Genomic DNA, 17,345 nt, shown 5'->3' on the forward strand with positions numbered 1-17,345 from the left:
ATGGTCGGCGTGGGCACACGCGCCCGCCGCACGAAGCTGGCACACTCGCCCCGCGATGCCAGCACGCCCAAGACGCCCGAGGAATCCGCCATGCCCGGCTTCGACCTGACGCCCCCCGACGCCACCCAACGTGCCCGCCTCGAGGCGACTCTCGACGAGGCCGAACGCCGCGTACTGCTGGCGCACGGCACCGAGGCGCCGTTCTGCGGCGTGTTCCTCGACAACAAGCGCGAGGGCGTCTACACCTGCCGGCTGTGCGGGCTGCCTCTGTTCCGCTCCTCCGCCAAGTTCGATTCGGGCACCGGCTGGCCGAGCTTCTTCGCGCCCTACGCGCCCGAGCACATCCGCTACGTGCGCGACAGCAGCCATGGCATGGTCCGCACCGAGGAAGTCTGCGCGCGCTGCGGCAGCCACCTCGGTCACGTGTTCCCGGACGGACCGCCGCCGACCCGCGAGCGCCACTGCCTCAATTCCGTCTCGCTGGCCTTCACTCCCGCCGGCGAACCGCTGCCCGATCCGCTCGGCCGCGGCGGCGCCGAAGCCGGCACCGCCGACTGACGCCGCCACCGTCTCCCCCGGACAAGGAACCTGCGCCGATGCAATACCTGCTGATGGTCTACACCGATGATGCGCTGCTCGAGGCGCTGCCCGAAGGCGAGTACGACCGGCGCATGCGCCATTGCCTCGAGAGCGCCGACGAACTGCAGGCGCAAGGCACCCTGCTCGGTTTCCAGCAGCTGGAGCCGGCGAAGACCGCGAAATCGGTCCGTCGCCGCGGCGGCAAGGTGAGCGTGGTCGACGGCCCCTTCGCCGAAACCAAGGAAATGCTGGCGGGCTTCAACCTGATCGAGGCCGACAGCCTCGAGGAAGCGCTGCGCCTGGCCGAACAGCTGCCGTGGGCCGAGACCGGCTGCATCGAGGTCCGCGAAGTGCGCGACGTCGACGTGGTAAGACGGCGGGTAGGGGCGACGGCGCGTCCGGCCGCCGCCTGAGCGAACCCCGGCGTCAGATACCCGCAAGCCCGGCTTCGTCGCCCGTCGGGTCCCAGCTGGCGACGCGGTTGCGTCCCTGCAGCTTGGCCGCGTACAGCGCGCGATCCGCGGCCGACAGCATCCGCATCGGCGAGCGGGCCTGTCCGGCCGCTGCCACGAACACGCCGATGCTGACCGTCATCCACGGCGCGACCACCGACACCGGATGCGCCATCGCTGCGTCCTCCACGCGCCGGCGCAACTGCTCGGCGATCCCGAGGGCTTCCGCCTCGCCGCGCCCGGGAAGCAGCAGCGCGAGTTCATCGCCGCCGTAGCGCGCGGCCATGTCGCCCTCGCCTGCAGCGAATTCGCTGCAGGCCAGCGCCAGCCTGCGCAGGCATTCGTCGCCGTGCAGGTGGCCGAGCGCGTCGTTGAGCTGCTTGAAGCAGTCCGCGTCGACCAGCAGCAGCGCCAGCGGGGCGTCGCGCCCGGACGGTCGCGCGCAGTCCTCGGCCAGGCGTTCGTCGAAGCAGCGGCGGTTGGCCAGTCCGGTGAGGCCGTCGACCGTCGACAGTTCCCGCAACTTGCGGTTGGCCGCCTCCAGCTCGGCCACCACGCGGGCGAGATGGATCGCCCCGGCGACCTGGTGCGCGATCGCGTCGAACACCGCGCAGGTTTCCGCGACGAAGAATTCCTCGTCCGTGCTCTCGATATTGAGCACCCCGTGCAGGCGGCCGCGATGCCGGATCGGCACCACGTACTCCGAGCGGACCGCGGGGTTGCCCATCACGTAGTCCCGATCGATGGCCACGTCGGCGATCAGCTGCGGCTTGCCGGTACGCGCGCAGCGCCCCGCGACGCCCATCGACACATCCCAGATCGCCATGTCCAGTTCCGCCAGCGGGATGTCGCCGGCCCAGACTTCCCTGACGAAGCGGGTGCCGCTCTCGTCGAGCAGGATGATGCTGGCGATCGGCACCGGCAGCCGGCGCACCACGCAGTCGACGATCCGCTGCAGCACGTCGTCCAGCCCCTCGGCCTGCAGCGCTTCGCGCGAGACCTGCGCCAGCACTTCCGACAACCGCAGGTCGGCGGCGGACAGGCCGTGCGCGGCCGCATCCGTGTCTCCTGCCGTCCGCCAACCCGGATCGGGCATCCCGCATCTCCCCCGGAAACGCGGCAGTTTAGCGTCGCGCCGCGCGCCGTCCGCAACCGGCGTCACGGATGCCGGCCTCAGCGGGCGGTCGCGCCCCCGAGGTGTTCGGCGAGGAAGGCCAGCAACTGCGCGTAATAGCGGCGCCTGTGCTCCTCCTTGCGGAAGCCGTGGCCTTCGCTGTCGATGTAGAGGGTCTGCACGGGCACCCCGGCATCCTCGAGCGCGCGCTGCATGCGGCGGCTGTGCGTGATCGGTGCGATGTCGTCGGCGCCGCCTGCGGCAAGGAACACCGGCACCTTGATCCGGTCGGCCAGGTTCACCGGCGAGCGCTCCGCCAGCGTGTCGCGCGCGCCGAGCCAGTCGTTGGCCCAGTGCCGCATCCATGCGGCCGAGCGCGCGCGGTCGGCGTGCATCGCAGGCAGGTCGTAGACGCCCACGTAGCCGACCGCGCAGCGATACAGGCCGGGCTCCTTCGCCACTCCCATCAGCGCCGCGTAACCACCATAGCTGGCGCCGGCGATGCAGATGCGCGCGGGATCGGCGACGCGTTGTTCGATCGCCCAGCGGGTGGCGTCGGTCAGGTCGTCCTGCATGGTGCCGCCCCATTCCTGCGCGCCCAGCGCCCGATAGGCGCGCCCGTAGTTGCCGGAACCGCGGTAGTTGACCCGCAGTACCGCGTACCCCGCCGCGGCCAGCAGTTGCGTCTCCAGGTCGAAGTCCCAGGCGTCGTGGATGCCGTAGGGCCCGCCGTGCGGCACCACCACCATCGGCAGCGGCTCGTCCTGCGCGCCCTGCGGACGCGTGAGGTAGCCGTGCAGCGCGACGCCGTCGCGCGCTTCGAGCCCGATCTTCCGCGTGGGCGCCATCGTTTCGGGCGCGAACCAGGCCATGCGCACGAACACGCCGTTGGCGGTCTTCGCTTCGGTATCGAACAGGAGGTACTCGCCCGGCTCGCGGTCGCTCCAGGCGCGGACCACCATCAGCCGGCCATCGTGCGTGGTCGAGGTGATCTCCACGCCCGAGCCCGGGAAGCCCTTCTCCAGGCTCCGGTAGCGGCGCGCCATGGCCGCCCCCTCGTCGAAGAAGCGCATGCGGATGCCGTCGTCCATGTAGCGCGCGCCGACGGGCGTACGTCCGTCGACGTCGAACAGGATGGACTCGGGATCGACCACCGGGTCGCGCAGCAGCGGCTTGCGCGCCAGCGTACGCATGTCCCACGCCTCGATCTGGTCCGGCCCCTGCGGCTGGCTGACCTGCACGTAGGCGGTGACGCCATCGGCCGCCATTCCAAGCGCCTCTGCGATGAAACCGCTCTCCGCCGAGTCGTTGACCAGGCGCCACGGCGCATCCGCACCCTCGCGATAATGCAGCTTGCGGTAGTTGCGCTCGTCGAGGCCGTCGGCGAAGCGCACGGCGCCCGCCGGGTCGAGGGTGAAGCCGGCGCGACGCACCGGCGCGGAGATGACCACGTTGCGGCGGCCGCTGCGCAGGTTGAGCGTTTCCACCTGGGTCTTCGGGGTCGCCCCCGGGATCCAGGTCGCGATCATCACCGCGCCCGGTTCCTCGGGCAGCGTGTCGATCACGGTAGCCAGTTCCACCGCATCGCCCGCGCCGTAATGCTGCACCAGGCCGATGTCGTCCTTGCGGCCGAACAGGCGCTTGACCCGGCTTCCGCCGATCTCCAGCGCGTGCAGTTCGCCCGTGGCGTACAGCGGATCCTCGCTGCCGAAACTCTGCGCCATGGAGATGACGATGCGCGTGTCGTCCACCCACCAGAAGTCCCATACCGCCGAGTTCACGACGCCCATGCCGCCGGCGACGATCTTCTTTTCGGCACGGTCGAGCACGACGAGGACCGTGCGGTCCTCCAGCGGCACCGTCGCCGCCAGGTGTTTGCCATCGGGCGAGATCTTGATTGTCTCGTAGTGGTCGCGCCTGACGTACGGCGTCAGGTCGATCTGCGGCTGCCCCTGCGCCCACGCCGGCGACACCACCGCGACGGCCACGATCGCCATCGCCAGCCGCCACGCGAGCGCCCACGTCCATGCCTGCATCACCCCTCTCCCAGCCGCGTCCCCGGCGGCGTCCCCGCGCGCATCCTAGCGCGAGTGCGGGCCGTGCGGCGATGCCCGCGGCTCAGGGCACCACGAAGACCACCGCGGTGCGGGCGGGCACGTGGAAGGTGCCGCTGCCGCGGTCGTAGCGCGCGGCAGCGGCGCGGCGGTCGGCGGCGTCGCGGGCGCGGTGCACGGGATGCAGGCGGTAGCCCTTTTCCGCCTCGGCGGCGATCGGCAGCGCGTGCGCACGCTTGTCGACGTTGACCAGGTAGACCAGCTCGCGGAAGTTCGCTCCCGGATAGCCGCGGCCGTCGAGGTGCGCCACCAGCACCGTGGGCTCCTGGGCGCTGCCGGTGTTGTGGAAGCGCAGACGCTGTTCGATGTCGTCGGCGGTGCGCATGCGCAGCAGGGTGGAACTGGCGCGGATGCGCAGCAGGTCGCGGAACGCGTCGCGGGTCCAGCGGATGTCGGCCGGCATCGGCACGATCGACGGATCGGCCAGCAGTGGCGCCATCACCGGCCAGTTGTCGCCGTTGTCGGACTGCATCGGCAGGCCGACGCCGAAGTTGTTGCTCTGGTAAGTCCAGTCGAGCGCGTTGAACCAGTCGCCGCTGTCGTAGCTGTTGCGGTCGAGCGACTTGCTGCGCAGGGTGTCGATGCCGGCATGGAAGTAGGCCACGCCCTGGCTGAAGGCGGTGATCGCCGCGCCCAGCACCTGCACCCGGGCACGGTCCTCGCGACTGGTCGTGCGTGGCAGCTTGTAGACGTTGGCATCGAACAGCGTCGGGTTGTCGTGGTTGTCGACGTAGTTCACCACTTCCTGCGGGTCGACCACGTAACCGGCCGGCTGGCCGTTGTAGTCGATCTGTTCCAGCGGCAGGGTCGCGTCCCAGTGCGTGGTCAGCCGGTAGCTGCGGATCGAGCCGGCGAGGCCCACCTTGATGATGTCGCCCGACCACATCAGCGCGCTGCGCGGGTGGTTGCCGCCGCTGCCGTTGTCGTCGTAGTGCAGGCCGTTGAGGAAGCCCTGGTTGCGCAGCAGGTCGATGCCGTTGTCGAAGCCGGACCCGCCGCGCGCGTGGTCGCGGGCGCGGTCGCTGAAGGTGCCGATGCCGGTGCCGTTGAGCGAGAGCTGCGAGGCCTGCACGAAGCGCGCGCCGTTGGCGACCTCGCCGAAGTTCCAGCCCTCGCCGATCAGCTGCACCGGCCGCCCGGCCGCGGCGTTCACCTCGTCCTGCAGTCGCACCATGACTTCGCGCGGCTGGTGACCCATCAGGTCGAAGCGGAACGAGTCGACGTGGTATTGCGTCGCCCACAGCTTGACCGAGTCGATCATGAGCTTGCCCATCATCAGGTGCTCGGTGGCGGTGTTCTCGCAGCAGGTGGAGCGCTCGATGCCGCCCTGCGCGTCGAGCCGGTGGTAGTAGCCGGGCACGATCCGGTCGAGCACCGACCTCGCGTCCTGGCCCGAGGCGCTGGTGTGGTTGTAGACCACGTCCATGCCCACGCGCAGTCCCGCCGCGTGCAGGGCCATGACCATCGCCCGGAACTCGCGCACGCGCGCGGCGCCGTCGCGCGCATCACTGGCGTAGCTGCCTTCGGGCGCGTTGAAGTGCCAGGGATCGTAGCCCCAGTTGAAGCAGTCGCTGGCGCGGGTGGCGGCGACGGCGGCCTGCTGCGCATCGGAGTCCGGCGCTGCATCGGGGATGTCGGGCGTGGTGCAGCCGGTTTCCGGCACGCTGGCGAAGTCGTACGCCGGCAGCAGGTGCACGTCGGTCAGCCCCGCCTGCGCCAGCGCGCGCAGGTGGCGCAGGCCGTCTCCGTTGTACTGGGCGAAGGCCAGGTACTTGCCGCGCAACGGCGCGCGCACGCTGGCGTCGTTGATCGAGAAGTCGCGCACGTGCAGTTCGTAGATCGACATGTCCTCCTGTGCGCGCACCGCGTCGGGGCTACGATCGCGCGCCCAGCCCGGCGGCATCAGCGTGGGCGAGGACAGGTCGCCGACGTAGCTGCGCTGCGAATCGGCATCGAGGCTGATCGAGTAGGGGTCGGTGACCAGGTTGCGTACCAGGCCGACGCCGCGCACGAACACCTCGACCGCGTAGCGGTAATGGTCGCCGGCGCGCAGCGCGCGCGTGGCCAGCGACCAGCTGCCCGTGACGGGATCGAACTGCATCGGCTCGAGCAGCGGCCCGCCACCGCGCGCGCGCTCACCGCACAGCCACACCCGTTGCGCGGTCGGCGCCCACAGCCGGAAACGTGCCTGGCCGCGATCGAGCGTCACGCCCAGATCGTCGAGCCCGTCGGCCGCGGCGTAGCGCGCATCCAGGTAGCCGGGCAGCTGGGTGGTGGTCGCGCCCAGGACGCGACCCTCTTCGTCCTCCTGCACCAGCACCAGTTGCCGGCGCATCAGTCCGGGCAGCGAATCCAGCTGGTCGGCCGGCACCTCGAGCACGGCGCCCGCGCCCACCCAGCGGAAGCGCTCGGCCACGTCGGCGGGCACCTCGTGCTGCGCCACCTGCAGGTCCAGCGCGCCGTCCGCACCGGCGATCGCCACGCCCTTGCGTGCGACGACCTGGCCGGTCGCCGAGTGGTACAGGCGAAAGCGGCCGGAGGTATCGGTGCGTGGCCAGCGCAGCAGGCGTTCGGACAGCCAGTAGGCGCGCGCATCGGTGGTCGAGGCGCGCGCGATGTCCGGCGGCAGGGCGAACACGCGCGGTTCCTGCTGCACCAGCCAGGCCTGTCCGCGACGATCGGCGATCGACAGCGCGGAGAACACGATGCGGATGTCCGAGGTCCAGCCATCCTTGTTGTCGACGCCGCCGTCCGGGTTCGACGACAGCCCGTGCAGCACGAAATCGACATGCGTGCGTGCCGCGTCGTCCCGGGGATTGAGTACCGGCAGGTCGAAGGCGACCTCGGCACCATCCTCCGACACCGCGTAGTTCGGCATCGCCGACAACGGCACCGGGTTGTTCCAGTCGCCGAGCGCGAGGCCGGGCAGCCGCGCCACGTCGATGCCGCTACCGTCCCACAGGTGCAGGCCCCAGTGCCGGTAGGCGTTGTCGTAGCGGCGGTAGTGCACGCGCACGGTGTCGATGTCGGCGCTTCCGGCCAGCGGATTGCGGGTGTAGACGGTCGCGTCGCCCGAGCGCAGCCACAGTTCGCGGCCGTCGGCGAAGCGCCAGCTGCGGTCGACGCCCGGATCGCCCGCCTGTCCCGGCGGATGCACGATGAAGCCGAAGCCGACGGCGCCGGGATGCGTGAACGCCGCGGCTTCGATGTCGAAGTACGCACCGTAGTCGTCGATGCCGGAGCGCGGCAGCGGAGCATCCCAGTTCACGCCGGGATAGTCGGCCAGGTAGCGTCCGTCGGCATCCACCTGCCAGACATGCAGGCCCCAGTCGCCGTAGGCGCCATCGGGCCGGTGGTAGCGCACGCGTACGTCGACGGCCACGCCACCGTCGCCGTTCGCGGGCACCGGCACCAGCACCGTCGCGTGTGGTGCTTCGCAGATCGTGGCGGCGTCCGTGGGCCCGGCCGTCGGCACGGGCTGCGATGGCGCGATCGAAGCAGCCGGGGTGGCGGCCTTGCCGCTGGTTGCCGCCAGTGGCTCGTCGCAGCCTGCCAGGCACATCGCGAACGCGAGCGGGAGGGCGACGCGCAGCGTGCGCAGGCAGGCGGGGAATGGAATGCGCATGACGGACCCCGCGGCATGTCGGAGAAACGAGGAGGCGACGACGACGGAGAGCGCACATGCGCCGCTTCCGTGTCGCCATCGAGGATGCGCATTCGACTGTGCCTGCCGGCATCGGCTGCGGCAAGGGAATGCGGGTCCGTCGCATACGTATTCAACGCAGGTGCAGCATTTTTTCGCGCACTGCATGCGCAGGGATTGCGCATGCCGGTTTCGCACTGCGTGGTCTTTCCCGCGCGCGTCGCCGCGCACGCGGGCCCGGCCGTCGTCATGGATAGTCGACCGCGATGTCCTCCGGGCGGCGTCGGGCCCGGGCTCGACAGCGTTTGGTCGCGACAGGTGGACAGCCAACGCGCAGGCACTACCATCGGCCGATGCGAACCCCCGCCAGGATCCCCGCCCCGGACCGACGCCGCTTCCTGCGCAGCGCCGGATGGTCGGCGCTCGCCCTGTCGATACCGCCGGCGCTGGGCGGCTGCGCCAGCCGCGCCGCCGCCACGGCCACCGACGCCGCACCCGCCTTCGCCGCGCCACCGCCGCTGGCGCCGATCTTCGCCACGCCCGACCGCATCATCGCCATCGACGTGTGCACCCGTCCGTTCCGCGCGCAGGGCCCGCGGATCGAGGCCGAGCGCATCGGCGACCACACCATCGTCCACAACTACGGCCATGGCGGCGGCGGCTGGTCGCTGTCGTGGGGGTCTGCGGCCGAGGCGCTACGACTGGTGCAGGCCACGGGCGAGCGCGAACTCGCGGTGGTCGGCTGCGGCGCGATCGGACTGACCACCGCCCTGCTCGCGCAGCGCAGCGGCCTGCAGGTCCGCATCTATGCGCGCGAGCGGCTGCCGCTGGTGCCTTCGTCGTTCGCGACCGGCGTCTGGTCGCCGGCCTCGCGCATCGCCGCCGCCAGCCACGCCACGCCCGCGTTCGAGGCGCGCTGGGAGCGGATGGCGCGCACCTCCTTCCGCACCTACCAGACCCTGCTGGGCCTGCCCGGCGAACCGGTGGGCTGGCACGATTTCTACCACCTGTCCGATGGGCCGGGGGCCCGGCGCCAGCGTAGCGGCGATGCGCCACCCGAACCGGCGTATGCGGACCTCGAATCGCGCCTGATCGACGACCTCGGCCCGCGCTCGCGCGCGCTGGGCGACGGCGCCCATCCGTTCAACGCCGCCCGCGTGCGGCGCAAGCCGCGTCTGGTGTTCAACCTCGCCACCTACTCGCGCCTGCTGCTCGGCGACTTCCTGCAGCTCGGCGGCACCATCGAGACGCGCACCTTCCACAGTCCGGCTGACCTCGCCACGCTGCGCGAGAAGACCGTGGTCAATGCCACCGGCCAGGGCGCGCGCGCGCTGTTCGGCGACCCTTCGCTGGTGCCGGTGCGCGGACAGACCGCGCGGCTGATCCCGCAGCCGGAAGTCGGTTACGGCCTGGCCCATGGCGGCCACAACCTGTTCGTCGTGCCGCGCGGCGACGGCATCCTGGTGCAGACCCAGGAACCCGGCGACTACGACAACGACGACACCACGCCGGACCCCGCGCTGTCGGTGGCGGCGGTGCAGCGGCTGGCGGGATTGTTCCAGTGAGCGGGCGCGGATGGGTGTTCGCGCTGCTGCTGCTCGCCTCCGTGGCGGGGGCCGCGGCCGAACCGGTCGCGAGCGTGCGCGTCGCCTTCGATCGCGACGGCGTCACCGCGACCCGGGCCGAGGGCATGGCCGACATCGCCGCGCAGCGCGCGATCACCGCCGACGATCCTGTGCGGGTGGCTTCCATCTCCAAGCTCGTGGTCGCGATCGGCGTGCTGCGACTGGTCGAGGCGGGGACGCTGGACCTCGACGCCGATGTGTCCGACCTGCTCGGCTGGACCCTGCGCCATCCGCAGTGGCCCGACGTGCCCATCACCCTGCGCCTGCTGCTCTCGCACCGCTCCGGCCTCACCGACGGCGCCGGCTACTGGCAGGTGCCGCTGGGCGAGGAACTCGCGCCCCTGCTCGACGATCCGCGCGCCTGGGACGCGCAGCATCCTCCGGGTGATTTCTTCCGCTACGCCAACCTCAACTTCCCGCTGGTCGCCGCGGCGATGGAACGCGCGACCGGCGAGCGCTTCGACCTGCTGATGGACCGCCTGGTGCTGGCGCCGCTCGACATCGCCGGCTGCTACAACTGGGACGCATGCGACGCCGCCACCGCGGCGCGCGCGGTGGTGCTCTACGACGAAGCGCGCAAGCCCGTGCGCGACGACCACGGCGGGGCCAAGCCGGCCTGCAACGTGATCGTGGCCGCCGACGGCGACTGCGACCTCGCGCTGTGGCGCGCCGGTGCCAATGGCGCCACGTTCTCGCCACAGGGCGGACTGCGCATCTCGGCCAACGGGCTGGCGAAGATCGGCCGGCTGCTACTCGGCGACGGCGAGGTCGACGGCGTACGCCTGCTCGCGCCCGGATCGGTGCGCATGCTGCTCGCGCCCGTGTGGACCTCCGCGCCCGGCAACGGCGTCGGGCACGAGGAAGACACCGGCGATGGCCAGGCGCGCGCGTTCTTCTGCCGCTACGGCCTCGCCACCCAGACCCTGGCCACGCCGCTGCCGCAATGCGGCGACGATCCCTTCGGCGACGGCATCGCCCGCGTCGGCCATGCCGGCGACGCCTACGGCCTGAAGTCGGGCCTGTGGATCGACCGCGAAGCCGGCACCGGCGTGGCGTACTTCGCCACCGGCGTGGCGACCACCGATCCGGGCGCGCGTTCGGCGTTCTCCGCCATCGAAGAACAACTGGCGGCCGGCGAAGACTGATCCGCGGCGATCACAACGCCGACCCGCGTTTACAGGGCGGTCGCGAGCATGCCGTTTCACCGCCATGGAGGCGTCCATGTCCGCCGCGACCACGCCGGCCCTCGACTGCGCGGGCGAGGACGGTTGCGCGGTCGATCCGGCGCGCATGCACGCCTGGTCGCCGGCTCGCCGCGCCGTCGCCGGCGTGATACAAGACGCGCCCTTCCGGGACATCCCGTTCCCCGCATGACGCTCGAACATCCGACCCGGCCATCGCCGTTCTGGCCGCGACTCGCGCTGGCCGGGCTGGCCGCGTTCGTGCTCGCAGCGATCGCGCTGCACCTGCTGCGCCCGGATCTCGATCCGGTCGAGCGGCAGATGAGCCTGTACCTGGTCGGTGCCTGGGGACCGCTGCTGCAGGCTTCGTACGTGGCCCTGGGGGTGGCGATGACCGGACTGGCCTGGGGCGTGTACCGCGCACTGCCGCCGCACGCGCGCAGCGCGGCGCCGCTGCTGATGTTCGCGCTCGGTGGCGCATCGCTGGCGACCACCGCGTACGCGTGGATGGACATGCCCGGGGTCGACGCGACCATGGAAGGCCTGGTCCACGGCATCAGCGCGCAGGCCGCGTTCCTGTTCGCGACCACGGCCATCGTGCTGCAGGCGCTGCGCTTCCGGCACGACCCGCAGTGGCGTGCACGTGCGCTGGCTGTTTCCCTGGGCGCTGGCCTGCTTCGCCGCGATCTGGGTGCTGGCGCTGTGGCGCGACCTGCCCCGCGGGCTGTCGCAGAAGGCGGTGATCGCGCTGATCGTCGGCTGGCTCGGCGCGGTGGCGCTGCTGCTGCAGCGACGCGCCCGCTTGCGTCCACGCCAGGCTGGAGACGGGCGCCAGGCGCCTGCGTGGCTTGCTCAGCGTCCGCCGTCGGGACGCGGGCGTGCGCCTTCTTCCTGGCCGTAGCTCAGCCAGAGGCTCGCGCTCTGGGGATCGACGAACACCTGCGCCTGCAGGCCCGCGTCGATCGCCGACAGCACGCAGTATTCCACCGTGTCCAGGCCACGCGGCTTGACGTGCGCGATGCGCAGCTCGCCCAGCCGGGGGCCGACCTCGGTGACCAGCGTGCGCCACTCTTCGGCACTCAGCGGCGGCCCCGTCAGCTCGTCCACCAGCAGCAGCTGGCGCGCCGGCTGCGCCTCCACCGCGTCCGCGATCGCGCGCCAGTAGGCGAGCGTGTTGGCCAGCGTGGTGGTGCCGCTGACGTGCGCATGCAGGCGCCCGCCGGCCTCGCGGCGCAGTTCGATGTGGACATCGTCATCCATTGCGCGCCTCCCGCCGTTCGCGGCGAAGGTGGGTCGCGACGCCGAAGGAACCCGGCTCGCTGCAATGCAGTCCGTCCGATGGATCCCGCTGCGCCACCCGATGCCGGCAACCACCGGCCCGCGAACGTTTCCCTGCGCCGATCCTAGCGTGAATCGCGGGAAAGGGCCCGTGAAGGACGCCGCCGGCCTACCGGTGCCCGGCGCACAGGGACGCCGGCGCCGCGGATGCGGGGCGGGCGACGCCGCGACACCATGGATGGCGCGGGACGCGTCGCGTGGCAGGCGTCCTGGGCGGGCGATGCACGAGGGCCGGATGCGGATGCGGATGCGGATGCGGATGGCAGGATCGTGCGCCGCCGGCATCCGCCCACGCCTGCCGGTGCGACGGGACGCTCGACCGCGTCCGGCAGACGGCACACGGTGCGCGCGTCCTTCGCCGGCTGGGTGGCAGCCGCCCATCGCGGCTTCCATACTGCGCGCATTGCCGTCACGACAGGACTCCCGCATGCCGTTGCCGCGCCGCGCCTTCCTCGCCGCGATCGCCGCCGGCGCCGCGATGGCGGCCCTGCCCGTGCGCGCCCGGGCCGCGAATGCGCCAGGCCTGCTGTTCCGCGACGTGCGCCTGGTCGACGGCACCGGCGCGCCGGCGCGGACCGCCGACCTGCTGGTGCGCGGCGAACGCATCGAACGCATCGGTCGCATCGGCGCGCGTGCGCTGCGTGGCGTGCGCATCGTCGAAGGCGGCGGTCGCGTGCTCGCACCCGGCTTCATCGACCTGCATGCGCACGGCGATCCGCGCGAACAGTCGTACGCCAGCCACCTGGCGATGGGCGCCACCACCGTCGTGCTGGGGCAGGACGGCAGCAGCCCGGGCGACGACAGCCTGTCGGCGTGGTTCGAAGCGATGGCGCGCGCCACCCCCGACATCAACGTCGCCACCGCCGCAGGCCACGGCAGCCTGCGCCGCCTGGCCGGCATCGACGACGGCACGCGCATGCCGTCGGCCGCGCAGATCGCGCGCCTGGCCGCACTGCTCGATGCCGACCTCGCCGCCGGCGCGTTCGGGCTGTCCACCGGCCTGGAGTACGTGCCCGGCCGTTATGCAGCGGCGGACGAACTCGCCGCGCTCGGCCCGGTGGTGGCACGCCACGGTGGCGTGGCCGCGAGCCACCTGCGCTCGGAGGACGACGATCGCGTCGAGGCGGCGATCGCCGAGCACGTCGACGCCAGCCGCCCCGCGCGCACCCATGTTTCCCACCTCAAGGTGGTGTACGGCCAGGGAGAGGCACGCGCGGACGCGCTGCTCGCCGCACTGCGCCGGTATCGCGACGCCGGCGTGCCGTTGACCGCCGACGCCTATCCCTATACCGCCAGCTACACCGGCATCGCCATCCTGTTTCCCGAGTGGGCGCTGCCGCCCAACGACTACGCGCAGGTGCTGGCGACGCGGCGCGACGAACTGCGCGCCGCACTCGAACAGCGCATGGTCCGCCGCAACGGTCCCGGCGCGCTGCTGCTGGGCAGCGGCGAGCACGCCGGCAGGACCCTCGCCCAGGTCGCCGAAGCCGCGGGCCGGGCGTACCCGGACGTGCTGCTCGACCTCGGCCCCGGCGGCGCCAGGGCCGCGCACTTCGTGATGGACGAGGCCTTGCAGGCGCGACTGCTGCAGGATCCGTTCGTGGCCATCGCCAGCGACGGCTCCCCCGTCGGCCGTCATCCGCGCGGTCATGGCACGTTCGCCCGATGGATCGAGGAATTCGTGGTGCGCGATCCGCGCGTGCCGCTCGAGGAAGCGGTGCGCAAGGCCAGCGGCCTGCCCGCGTCGATCCTCGGCCTGCACGACCGCGGCGTGCTGCGCGAAGGCGCGATGGCCGACCTGGTGCTGTTCGACCCGACGCGCGTCCGCGCCCGCGCCGACTACACCGACCCGTTCGCGCCGGCCGAGGGCTTCGACCTGGTGGTGGTGAATGGCGTGACGGCGTTCGAAGCAGGCGAGCGGACCGGCATCGCGGGCCGGCTGCTGCGGCGTCGCGCGGCCGTCGCCGGACCGGGGGGCTGATCGTCCACGAGGGCACGGCGCGCAGCGGCAGGACTGCGACGTCCGCACCGTTCGCGGTCACGCCCGGATCACCCGGCCTGGTCCACCCTGAGCGCCCGCTTTTCGACGGAGACCGGACATGGGATTCCTGAAACTGCTCGCGGCCGGCGCGCTCGGCTTTGTCGCCTACAAGTCCTGGCAGCGGTACCAGGCCGGACCACATGCCGCCCCGCCGCGCGACGATGGTGCGCGGACCCCGCCGCATGGCGATCCCATCCTCGCCGGCGAGCACATCGACATGGCGCCGTCCCCGCGTCCGGCCGCGCAGGCGAGCCGCAGTTTCGGCGAGCCCTGAGCGCGGGCCGGATGCGTCCGCGTCGCCGATCACAACACAGGCAACCGGCATGCGCCTGCTCGTCCTGTTGACCGCGCTCGCCATGCCGGTCGTGGCCTGGCTGTCCAATACCGGCGCCTTCGGTCCCGACAACGGCACCGTGTCCGATCGCTATCCCACCCTGCTGGTGGCGGCGGGCTACGCGTTCTCGATCTGGGGCCTGATCTTCCTGCTCGACCTCGCCTACGCCGGCTGGCAGGCCAGCGGCGATCGCAGGCGCGACACCACCCTGGGCCGCGTCGCGCCCTGGGCCGCGGCGGGGTTCTTGCTCACCACGATCTGGATGCCGCTGTTCTCCTACCAGCAGTTCTGGCTGTGCCTGTTGGTGATCTTCGCCGCGATGGCATGCCTGGTGTGGTGCGCCGTGCTGCTGTCGCGCGATGCCTCGCCACGCCGCGGCCAGTGGACCTGGGCCTGGCTTCCGCTGTCGCTGCACGCGGGCTGGCTGACGCTGGCCGCCTTCCTCAACCTGGCGCAGGTGATCGTGGCGTACGGGCTGCTGCCACCCGATGCGCAGTTGCCGTGGAGCCTCGTCCTGTTCGCGGTCGCCGCCCTCGCCTTGCTGGTGCTCAACCAGCGCATGCGCGGCAACGTCGTCTATGTCGCCGCGGCGCTGTGGGCGCTGGCCGCGGTCCACGCGAGGCAATCGGCGAGCGACCTGGCCGGCGCGGATGTCGCCGCATGGGTGGCCGTGGGCATCGCCGTGGCCCTGGCGGCGCAGACCTTGATGCTGCGCCGCAGGCATCCGGGCGGCCTGTTGCCGAATGCGGGGGGCGTGGCCGCGCCGGGAAACTGACCGCCGCGATGGCGGGCGCGGCAACGCCGTCGTCCGGATCACGCGCGATCCGCACGCGAGGGGTCGGTTCCATCGAAGAAGAAGCAGGTCGCTCGACGACGGCCCCAGCCGCGGGGTGGCCGCCGACATTGCCGCAGCTGCAGCGCCTGCCGCGGCCCCACGCGCAGCAACGTCCGCTCGACGCATGCGCAGAAGACGCACGCGGCACCGCCCTACGCCGATGCCGACGTCCTGTCGCGCGTCTCGGTGTCAGCCGCCAACCGGGCCTCGAGCGCCTCGCGCAACGCGGGACCGTCCGGCAGGCGCAACTCGAACTCTTCGCGCAGCACCTGCATCACCGCGTCGGCATCGGCCAGTTCGCGACGCTCGCTGGCTGCGCCCAGGCGGTGAAGGGTGTAGCGGCCGTTGGCCAGCGTCTTGCGGATGCCGGCGCCGGTTCGCGCCACGCGCAGGTAGCCGAGGAACGGCGAACCGGGATGCGTGGACACGTACCAGCTGCCGACCTCCAGGTCGATGTCGAGCTGCGGTTGCAGGTCGAAGGCGTACAGGTCGCGCCAGTCGCCCGCCACCCGCGCGCGCAGCAGCCAGCCACCGTCGCGCGCGAGCAACCGGTAGGGCTCGTGCGGGGTGGGCTGCACGGCCTCGGTGTCCAGCCGCAGCGGCGCGGTCGGCACCATGCCGCCGAAGCCGACATCGCTGGTCCAGGCCACGCCGTCGATCGTCACCAGCAGCAGCAGGTGGGTGCGCGCCAGCGGCGCGGCGCCTTCGATCACGCGCGCGGTCAGGGGTCGCGCATCGAAGCCGAGATGCTGCAGCAGCGCCAGGAACAGCCGGTTGAGCTCGAAACAGTAGCCGCCGCGTCCGTCGTGCAGGAGCTTGCGCTCGAGCGACGGCAGGTCCACCGGCACCGGCTGGCGCAGCAGGGTGGCGATGGTCTCGAACGGAAAGGCCGCGGTGTGGCGCAGCTGCAGCTGGCGCAGGGTGTCCAGCGTCGGCGGTGGCGGCGCATCGAAGCCCAGGCGGGCGAGGTAGGGTCCGGGATCCTTCAGGTTGGTCGACATGGCGGCATCGCGGTAACGGGCTGGCCGCACGATACGGCCTCAAGCGCAGTTGAGGTCAAGGCGGCGACGGATCGCCGCCGGGCCTTCCTCCCGTGTTTCCGCATGGCGCAGAACGCGTCCGGACTCACGGCCCCGCGTTCGCTCCATCACAGATGCGGCCCCCACATCATCCGCCACGCGCCGAACACGCCCAGCGCCGTCAACAGCGCGCCGCTCGCCAGCACCGCCGCCACCGCGCGCCGCACCGCAGGGCCGGCGCGTTCGGCGCGGAAATACAGTTCGGCCACGGCCAGCGGCAGCAGGTAGCAGCCGAAGCTCCAGGCGATGTCGAACCAGCCGTCCATGCGCGGCGTGTTGCCGCGCGGGCCCTGGTTGAGGATGAACCAGGCCATGAAGCCCAGGCGCATCGTCCACACGCCGCTCACCAGCAGCAGCGCGCGGATCGCCCAGCGCCGGTGCCCGGCGAACCGCCGCTGCCGCGCCAGCCGCCACGCCATCGCCGCCGCCACCACGATCAGCACGCCGTTGAGCGTCACCGCCATCGCGGAAGCGTCCCCCAGCCGCGAGCCGCGCACCCAGACCAGGAACAGCCCGCTGCCGGCGCCGGCCAGCGACAGCACCATGAAACCGCGGCCAGCCCAGCGATGCCACGCCGGCCAGTGGCGGCGCAACCACGGCAGCAACTGCAGCAGGCCGCCCAGCGACAGCAACGCCGCCGCCAGCACGTGCGCGAGCAGCACGCCATTGCCGACGCCATCGCCGGCGACATGGCCGGTGATCAGGCCGGTGCGGTTGACCGCGTCGCCATCGCCCAGTGCCAGTGGCTGCACCAGCGCCAACAGGATGTAGACGGCGAACAGCCATTGCCCCGCCAGGGCGATCGCGAACCAGCCGCGGGCCGCCCACGCCAGGCTGCGGGAAGGGAGGGTGGAAACGGAAAAAGTCGGCTCTGCAACAGACATGTGTTGGCCCCGTGGTTGGTCGGCACGCAACATGGCCGCGAGCGACGCCGCTTGTCCTGCCGATTTCGGAACCCGGCAAGCGCTCGTGACCTATGGGCGATGACGGCGCGGCGCACGCGGCCGACG

At 72.0% G+C, this 17,345-nt stretch carries 15 protein-coding genes and 1 pseudogene; 10 read left to right on the forward strand and 6 right to left on the reverse strand.

The window, feature by feature from the left end:
- The first annotated feature begins 90 nt into the window (after positions 1-90).
- Together msrB and FZO89_RS07635 are read left to right on the forward strand one after the other, a co-directional pair.
- Positions 91-558: a peptide-methionine (R)-S-oxide reductase MsrB gene (gene msrB / locus FZO89_RS07630; protein WP_149102690.1), complete on the forward strand. Its 468-nt coding sequence runs from the start codon at positions 91-93 to the stop codon at positions 556-558.
- A 38-nt stretch (positions 559-596) separates the two neighbouring features.
- Positions 597-992 carry a YciI family protein gene (locus FZO89_RS07635; RefSeq protein WP_149102691.1) on the forward strand — a complete coding sequence of 132 codons (396 nt, stop codon included), beginning with the start codon at positions 597-599 and terminating at the stop codon, positions 990-992.
- 13 nt (positions 993-1,005) lie between these two features.
- Here FZO89_RS07635 and FZO89_RS07640 read toward each other — a convergent pair whose 3' ends face one another.
- From FZO89_RS07640 to pulA, 3 genes are all read right to left on the reverse strand, one after another.
- Complete coding sequence (locus tag FZO89_RS07640) at positions 1,006-2,127, reverse strand: sensor domain-containing diguanylate cyclase (protein ID WP_149102692.1); 1,122 nt, start codon at positions 2,125-2,127, stop codon at positions 1,006-1,008.
- Between the two features lie 77 nt (positions 2,128-2,204).
- Positions 2,205-4,181, reverse strand: a complete 1,977-nt coding sequence (locus FZO89_RS07645) for an alpha/beta hydrolase family protein (RefSeq protein ID WP_262378566.1) — start codon at positions 4,179-4,181, stop codon at positions 2,205-2,207.
- A gap of 82 nt (positions 4,182-4,263) precedes the next feature.
- Positions 4,264-7,884 (reverse strand): pullulanase-type alpha-1,6-glucosidase, encoded by a 3,621-nt coding sequence (pulA, locus tag FZO89_RS07650; protein ID WP_222928100.1) that lies wholly within the window; start codon positions 7,882-7,884, stop codon positions 4,264-4,266.
- Between the two features lie 371 nt (positions 7,885-8,255).
- On the opposite strand from pulA, the gene FZO89_RS07655 reads away from it, so the two are divergent.
- From FZO89_RS07655 to FZO89_RS18750, 5 genes and pseudogenes are all read left to right on the forward strand, one after another.
- Positions 8,256-9,467: an FAD-dependent oxidoreductase gene (locus FZO89_RS07655; RefSeq protein ID WP_149102693.1), complete on the forward strand. Its 1,212-nt coding sequence runs from the start codon at positions 8,256-8,258 to the stop codon at positions 9,465-9,467.
- Complete coding sequence (locus tag FZO89_RS07660; protein ID WP_262378567.1) at positions 9,464-10,672, forward strand: serine hydrolase domain-containing protein; 1,209 nt, start codon at positions 9,464-9,466, stop codon at positions 10,670-10,672. Before FZO89_RS07655 ends, FZO89_RS07660 begins: the two co-directional genes overlap by 4 nt.
- 76 nt (positions 10,673-10,748) lie before the next feature.
- Positions 10,749-10,901, forward strand: coding sequence for a hypothetical protein (locus FZO89_RS18480; RefSeq protein WP_187471075.1), 153 nt, complete (start codon positions 10,749-10,751; stop codon positions 10,899-10,901).
- Positions 10,898-11,320 (forward strand): annotated as a pseudogene (locus tag FZO89_RS19035) (DUF998 domain-containing protein); the annotation flags it as partial. The gene FZO89_RS18480 and the pseudogene FZO89_RS19035, both read left to right, overlap by 4 nt.
- Positions 11,321-11,345: 25 nt before the next feature.
- On the forward strand, positions 11,346-11,609 hold the full coding sequence (locus tag FZO89_RS18750) for a hypothetical protein (RefSeq protein ID WP_262378568.1): 264 nt from the start codon (positions 11,346-11,348) through the stop codon (positions 11,607-11,609).
- Here the strand turns inward: FZO89_RS18750 and FZO89_RS18755 are convergent.
- Positions 11,561-11,968, reverse strand: coding sequence for a hypothetical protein (locus tag FZO89_RS18755; protein ID WP_262378569.1), 408 nt, complete (start codon positions 11,966-11,968; stop codon positions 11,561-11,563). The genes FZO89_RS18750 and FZO89_RS18755 overlap by 49 nt on opposite strands.
- 505 nt (positions 11,969-12,473) lie before the next feature.
- Between FZO89_RS18755 and FZO89_RS07670 the strand changes: the two genes are divergently transcribed.
- From FZO89_RS07670 to FZO89_RS07680, 3 genes are all read left to right on the forward strand, one after another.
- On the forward strand, positions 12,474-14,027 hold the full coding sequence (locus tag FZO89_RS07670) for an N-acyl-D-amino-acid deacylase family protein (RefSeq protein ID WP_187471077.1): 1,554 nt from the start codon (positions 12,474-12,476) through the stop codon (positions 14,025-14,027).
- Between the two features lie 118 nt (positions 14,028-14,145).
- A complete protein-coding gene (locus FZO89_RS07675) occupies positions 14,146-14,361 on the forward strand; it encodes a hypothetical protein (RefSeq protein ID WP_149102696.1) in 216 nt (71 codons plus the stop codon).
- Between the two features lie 49 nt (positions 14,362-14,410).
- On the forward strand, positions 14,411-15,196 hold the full coding sequence (locus tag FZO89_RS07680) for a hypothetical protein (protein WP_149102697.1): 786 nt from the start codon (positions 14,411-14,413) through the stop codon (positions 15,194-15,196).
- A gap of 212 nt (positions 15,197-15,408) precedes the next feature.
- On the opposite strand, the gene FZO89_RS07685 is transcribed toward FZO89_RS07680, so the two are convergent.
- Together FZO89_RS07685 and FZO89_RS07690 are read right to left on the reverse strand one after the other, a co-directional pair.
- Positions 15,409-16,257, reverse strand: a complete 849-nt coding sequence (locus FZO89_RS07685) for an arylamine N-acetyltransferase family protein (RefSeq protein WP_149102698.1) — start codon at positions 16,255-16,257, stop codon at positions 15,409-15,411.
- 146 nt (positions 16,258-16,403) lie between these two features.
- Complete coding sequence (locus FZO89_RS07690) at positions 16,404-17,219, reverse strand: DUF2306 domain-containing protein (protein WP_187471078.1); 816 nt, start codon at positions 17,217-17,219, stop codon at positions 16,404-16,406.
- Between the last annotated feature and the right edge of the window lie 126 nt (positions 17,220-17,345).

The organism is Luteimonas viscosa, assembly GCF_008244685.1.
Taxonomy (GTDB): Bacteria; Pseudomonadota; Gammaproteobacteria; order Xanthomonadales; family Xanthomonadaceae; genus Luteimonas; species Luteimonas viscosa.

Excerpts from the sequence above, each read along its gene's own strand:
- msrB (WP_149102690.1), top strand. The coding sequence starts at position 91 with ATGCCCGGCTTCGACCTGACGCCCCCCGACGCCACCCAACGTGCCCGC.
- FZO89_RS07635 (WP_149102691.1), top strand. The coding sequence starts at position 597 with ATGCAATACCTGCTGATGGTCTACACCGATGATGCGCTGCTCGAGGCG.
- FZO89_RS07640 (WP_149102692.1), bottom strand. The coding sequence starts at position 2,127 with ATGCCCGATCCGGGTTGGCGGACGGCAGGAGACACGGATGCGGCCGCG.
- FZO89_RS07645 (WP_262378566.1), bottom strand. The coding sequence starts at position 4,181 with ATGCAGGCATGGACGTGGGCGCTCGCGTGGCGGCTGGCGATGGCGATC.
- pulA (WP_222928100.1), bottom strand. The coding sequence starts at position 7,884 with ATGCGCATTCCATTCCCCGCCTGCCTGCGCACGCTGCGCGTCGCCCTC.
- FZO89_RS07655 (WP_149102693.1), top strand. The coding sequence starts at position 8,256 with ATGCGAACCCCCGCCAGGATCCCCGCCCCGGACCGACGCCGCTTCCTG.
- FZO89_RS18480 (WP_187471075.1), top strand. The coding sequence starts at position 10,749 with ATGTCCGCCGCGACCACGCCGGCCCTCGACTGCGCGGGCGAGGACGGT.
- FZO89_RS18755 (WP_262378569.1), bottom strand. The coding sequence starts at position 11,968 with ATGGATGACGATGTCCACATCGAACTGCGCCGCGAGGCCGGCGGGCGC.
- FZO89_RS07670 (WP_187471077.1), top strand. The coding sequence starts at position 12,474 with ATGCCGTTGCCGCGCCGCGCCTTCCTCGCCGCGATCGCCGCCGGCGCC.
- FZO89_RS07675 (WP_149102696.1), top strand. The coding sequence starts at position 14,146 with ATGGGATTCCTGAAACTGCTCGCGGCCGGCGCGCTCGGCTTTGTCGCC.
- FZO89_RS07680 (WP_149102697.1), top strand. The coding sequence starts at position 14,411 with ATGCGCCTGCTCGTCCTGTTGACCGCGCTCGCCATGCCGGTCGTGGCC.
- FZO89_RS07685 (WP_149102698.1), bottom strand. The coding sequence starts at position 16,257 with ATGTCGACCAACCTGAAGGATCCCGGACCCTACCTCGCCCGCCTGGGC.
- FZO89_RS07690 (WP_187471078.1), bottom strand. The coding sequence starts at position 17,219 with ATGTCTGTTGCAGAGCCGACTTTTTCCGTTTCCACCCTCCCTTCCCGC.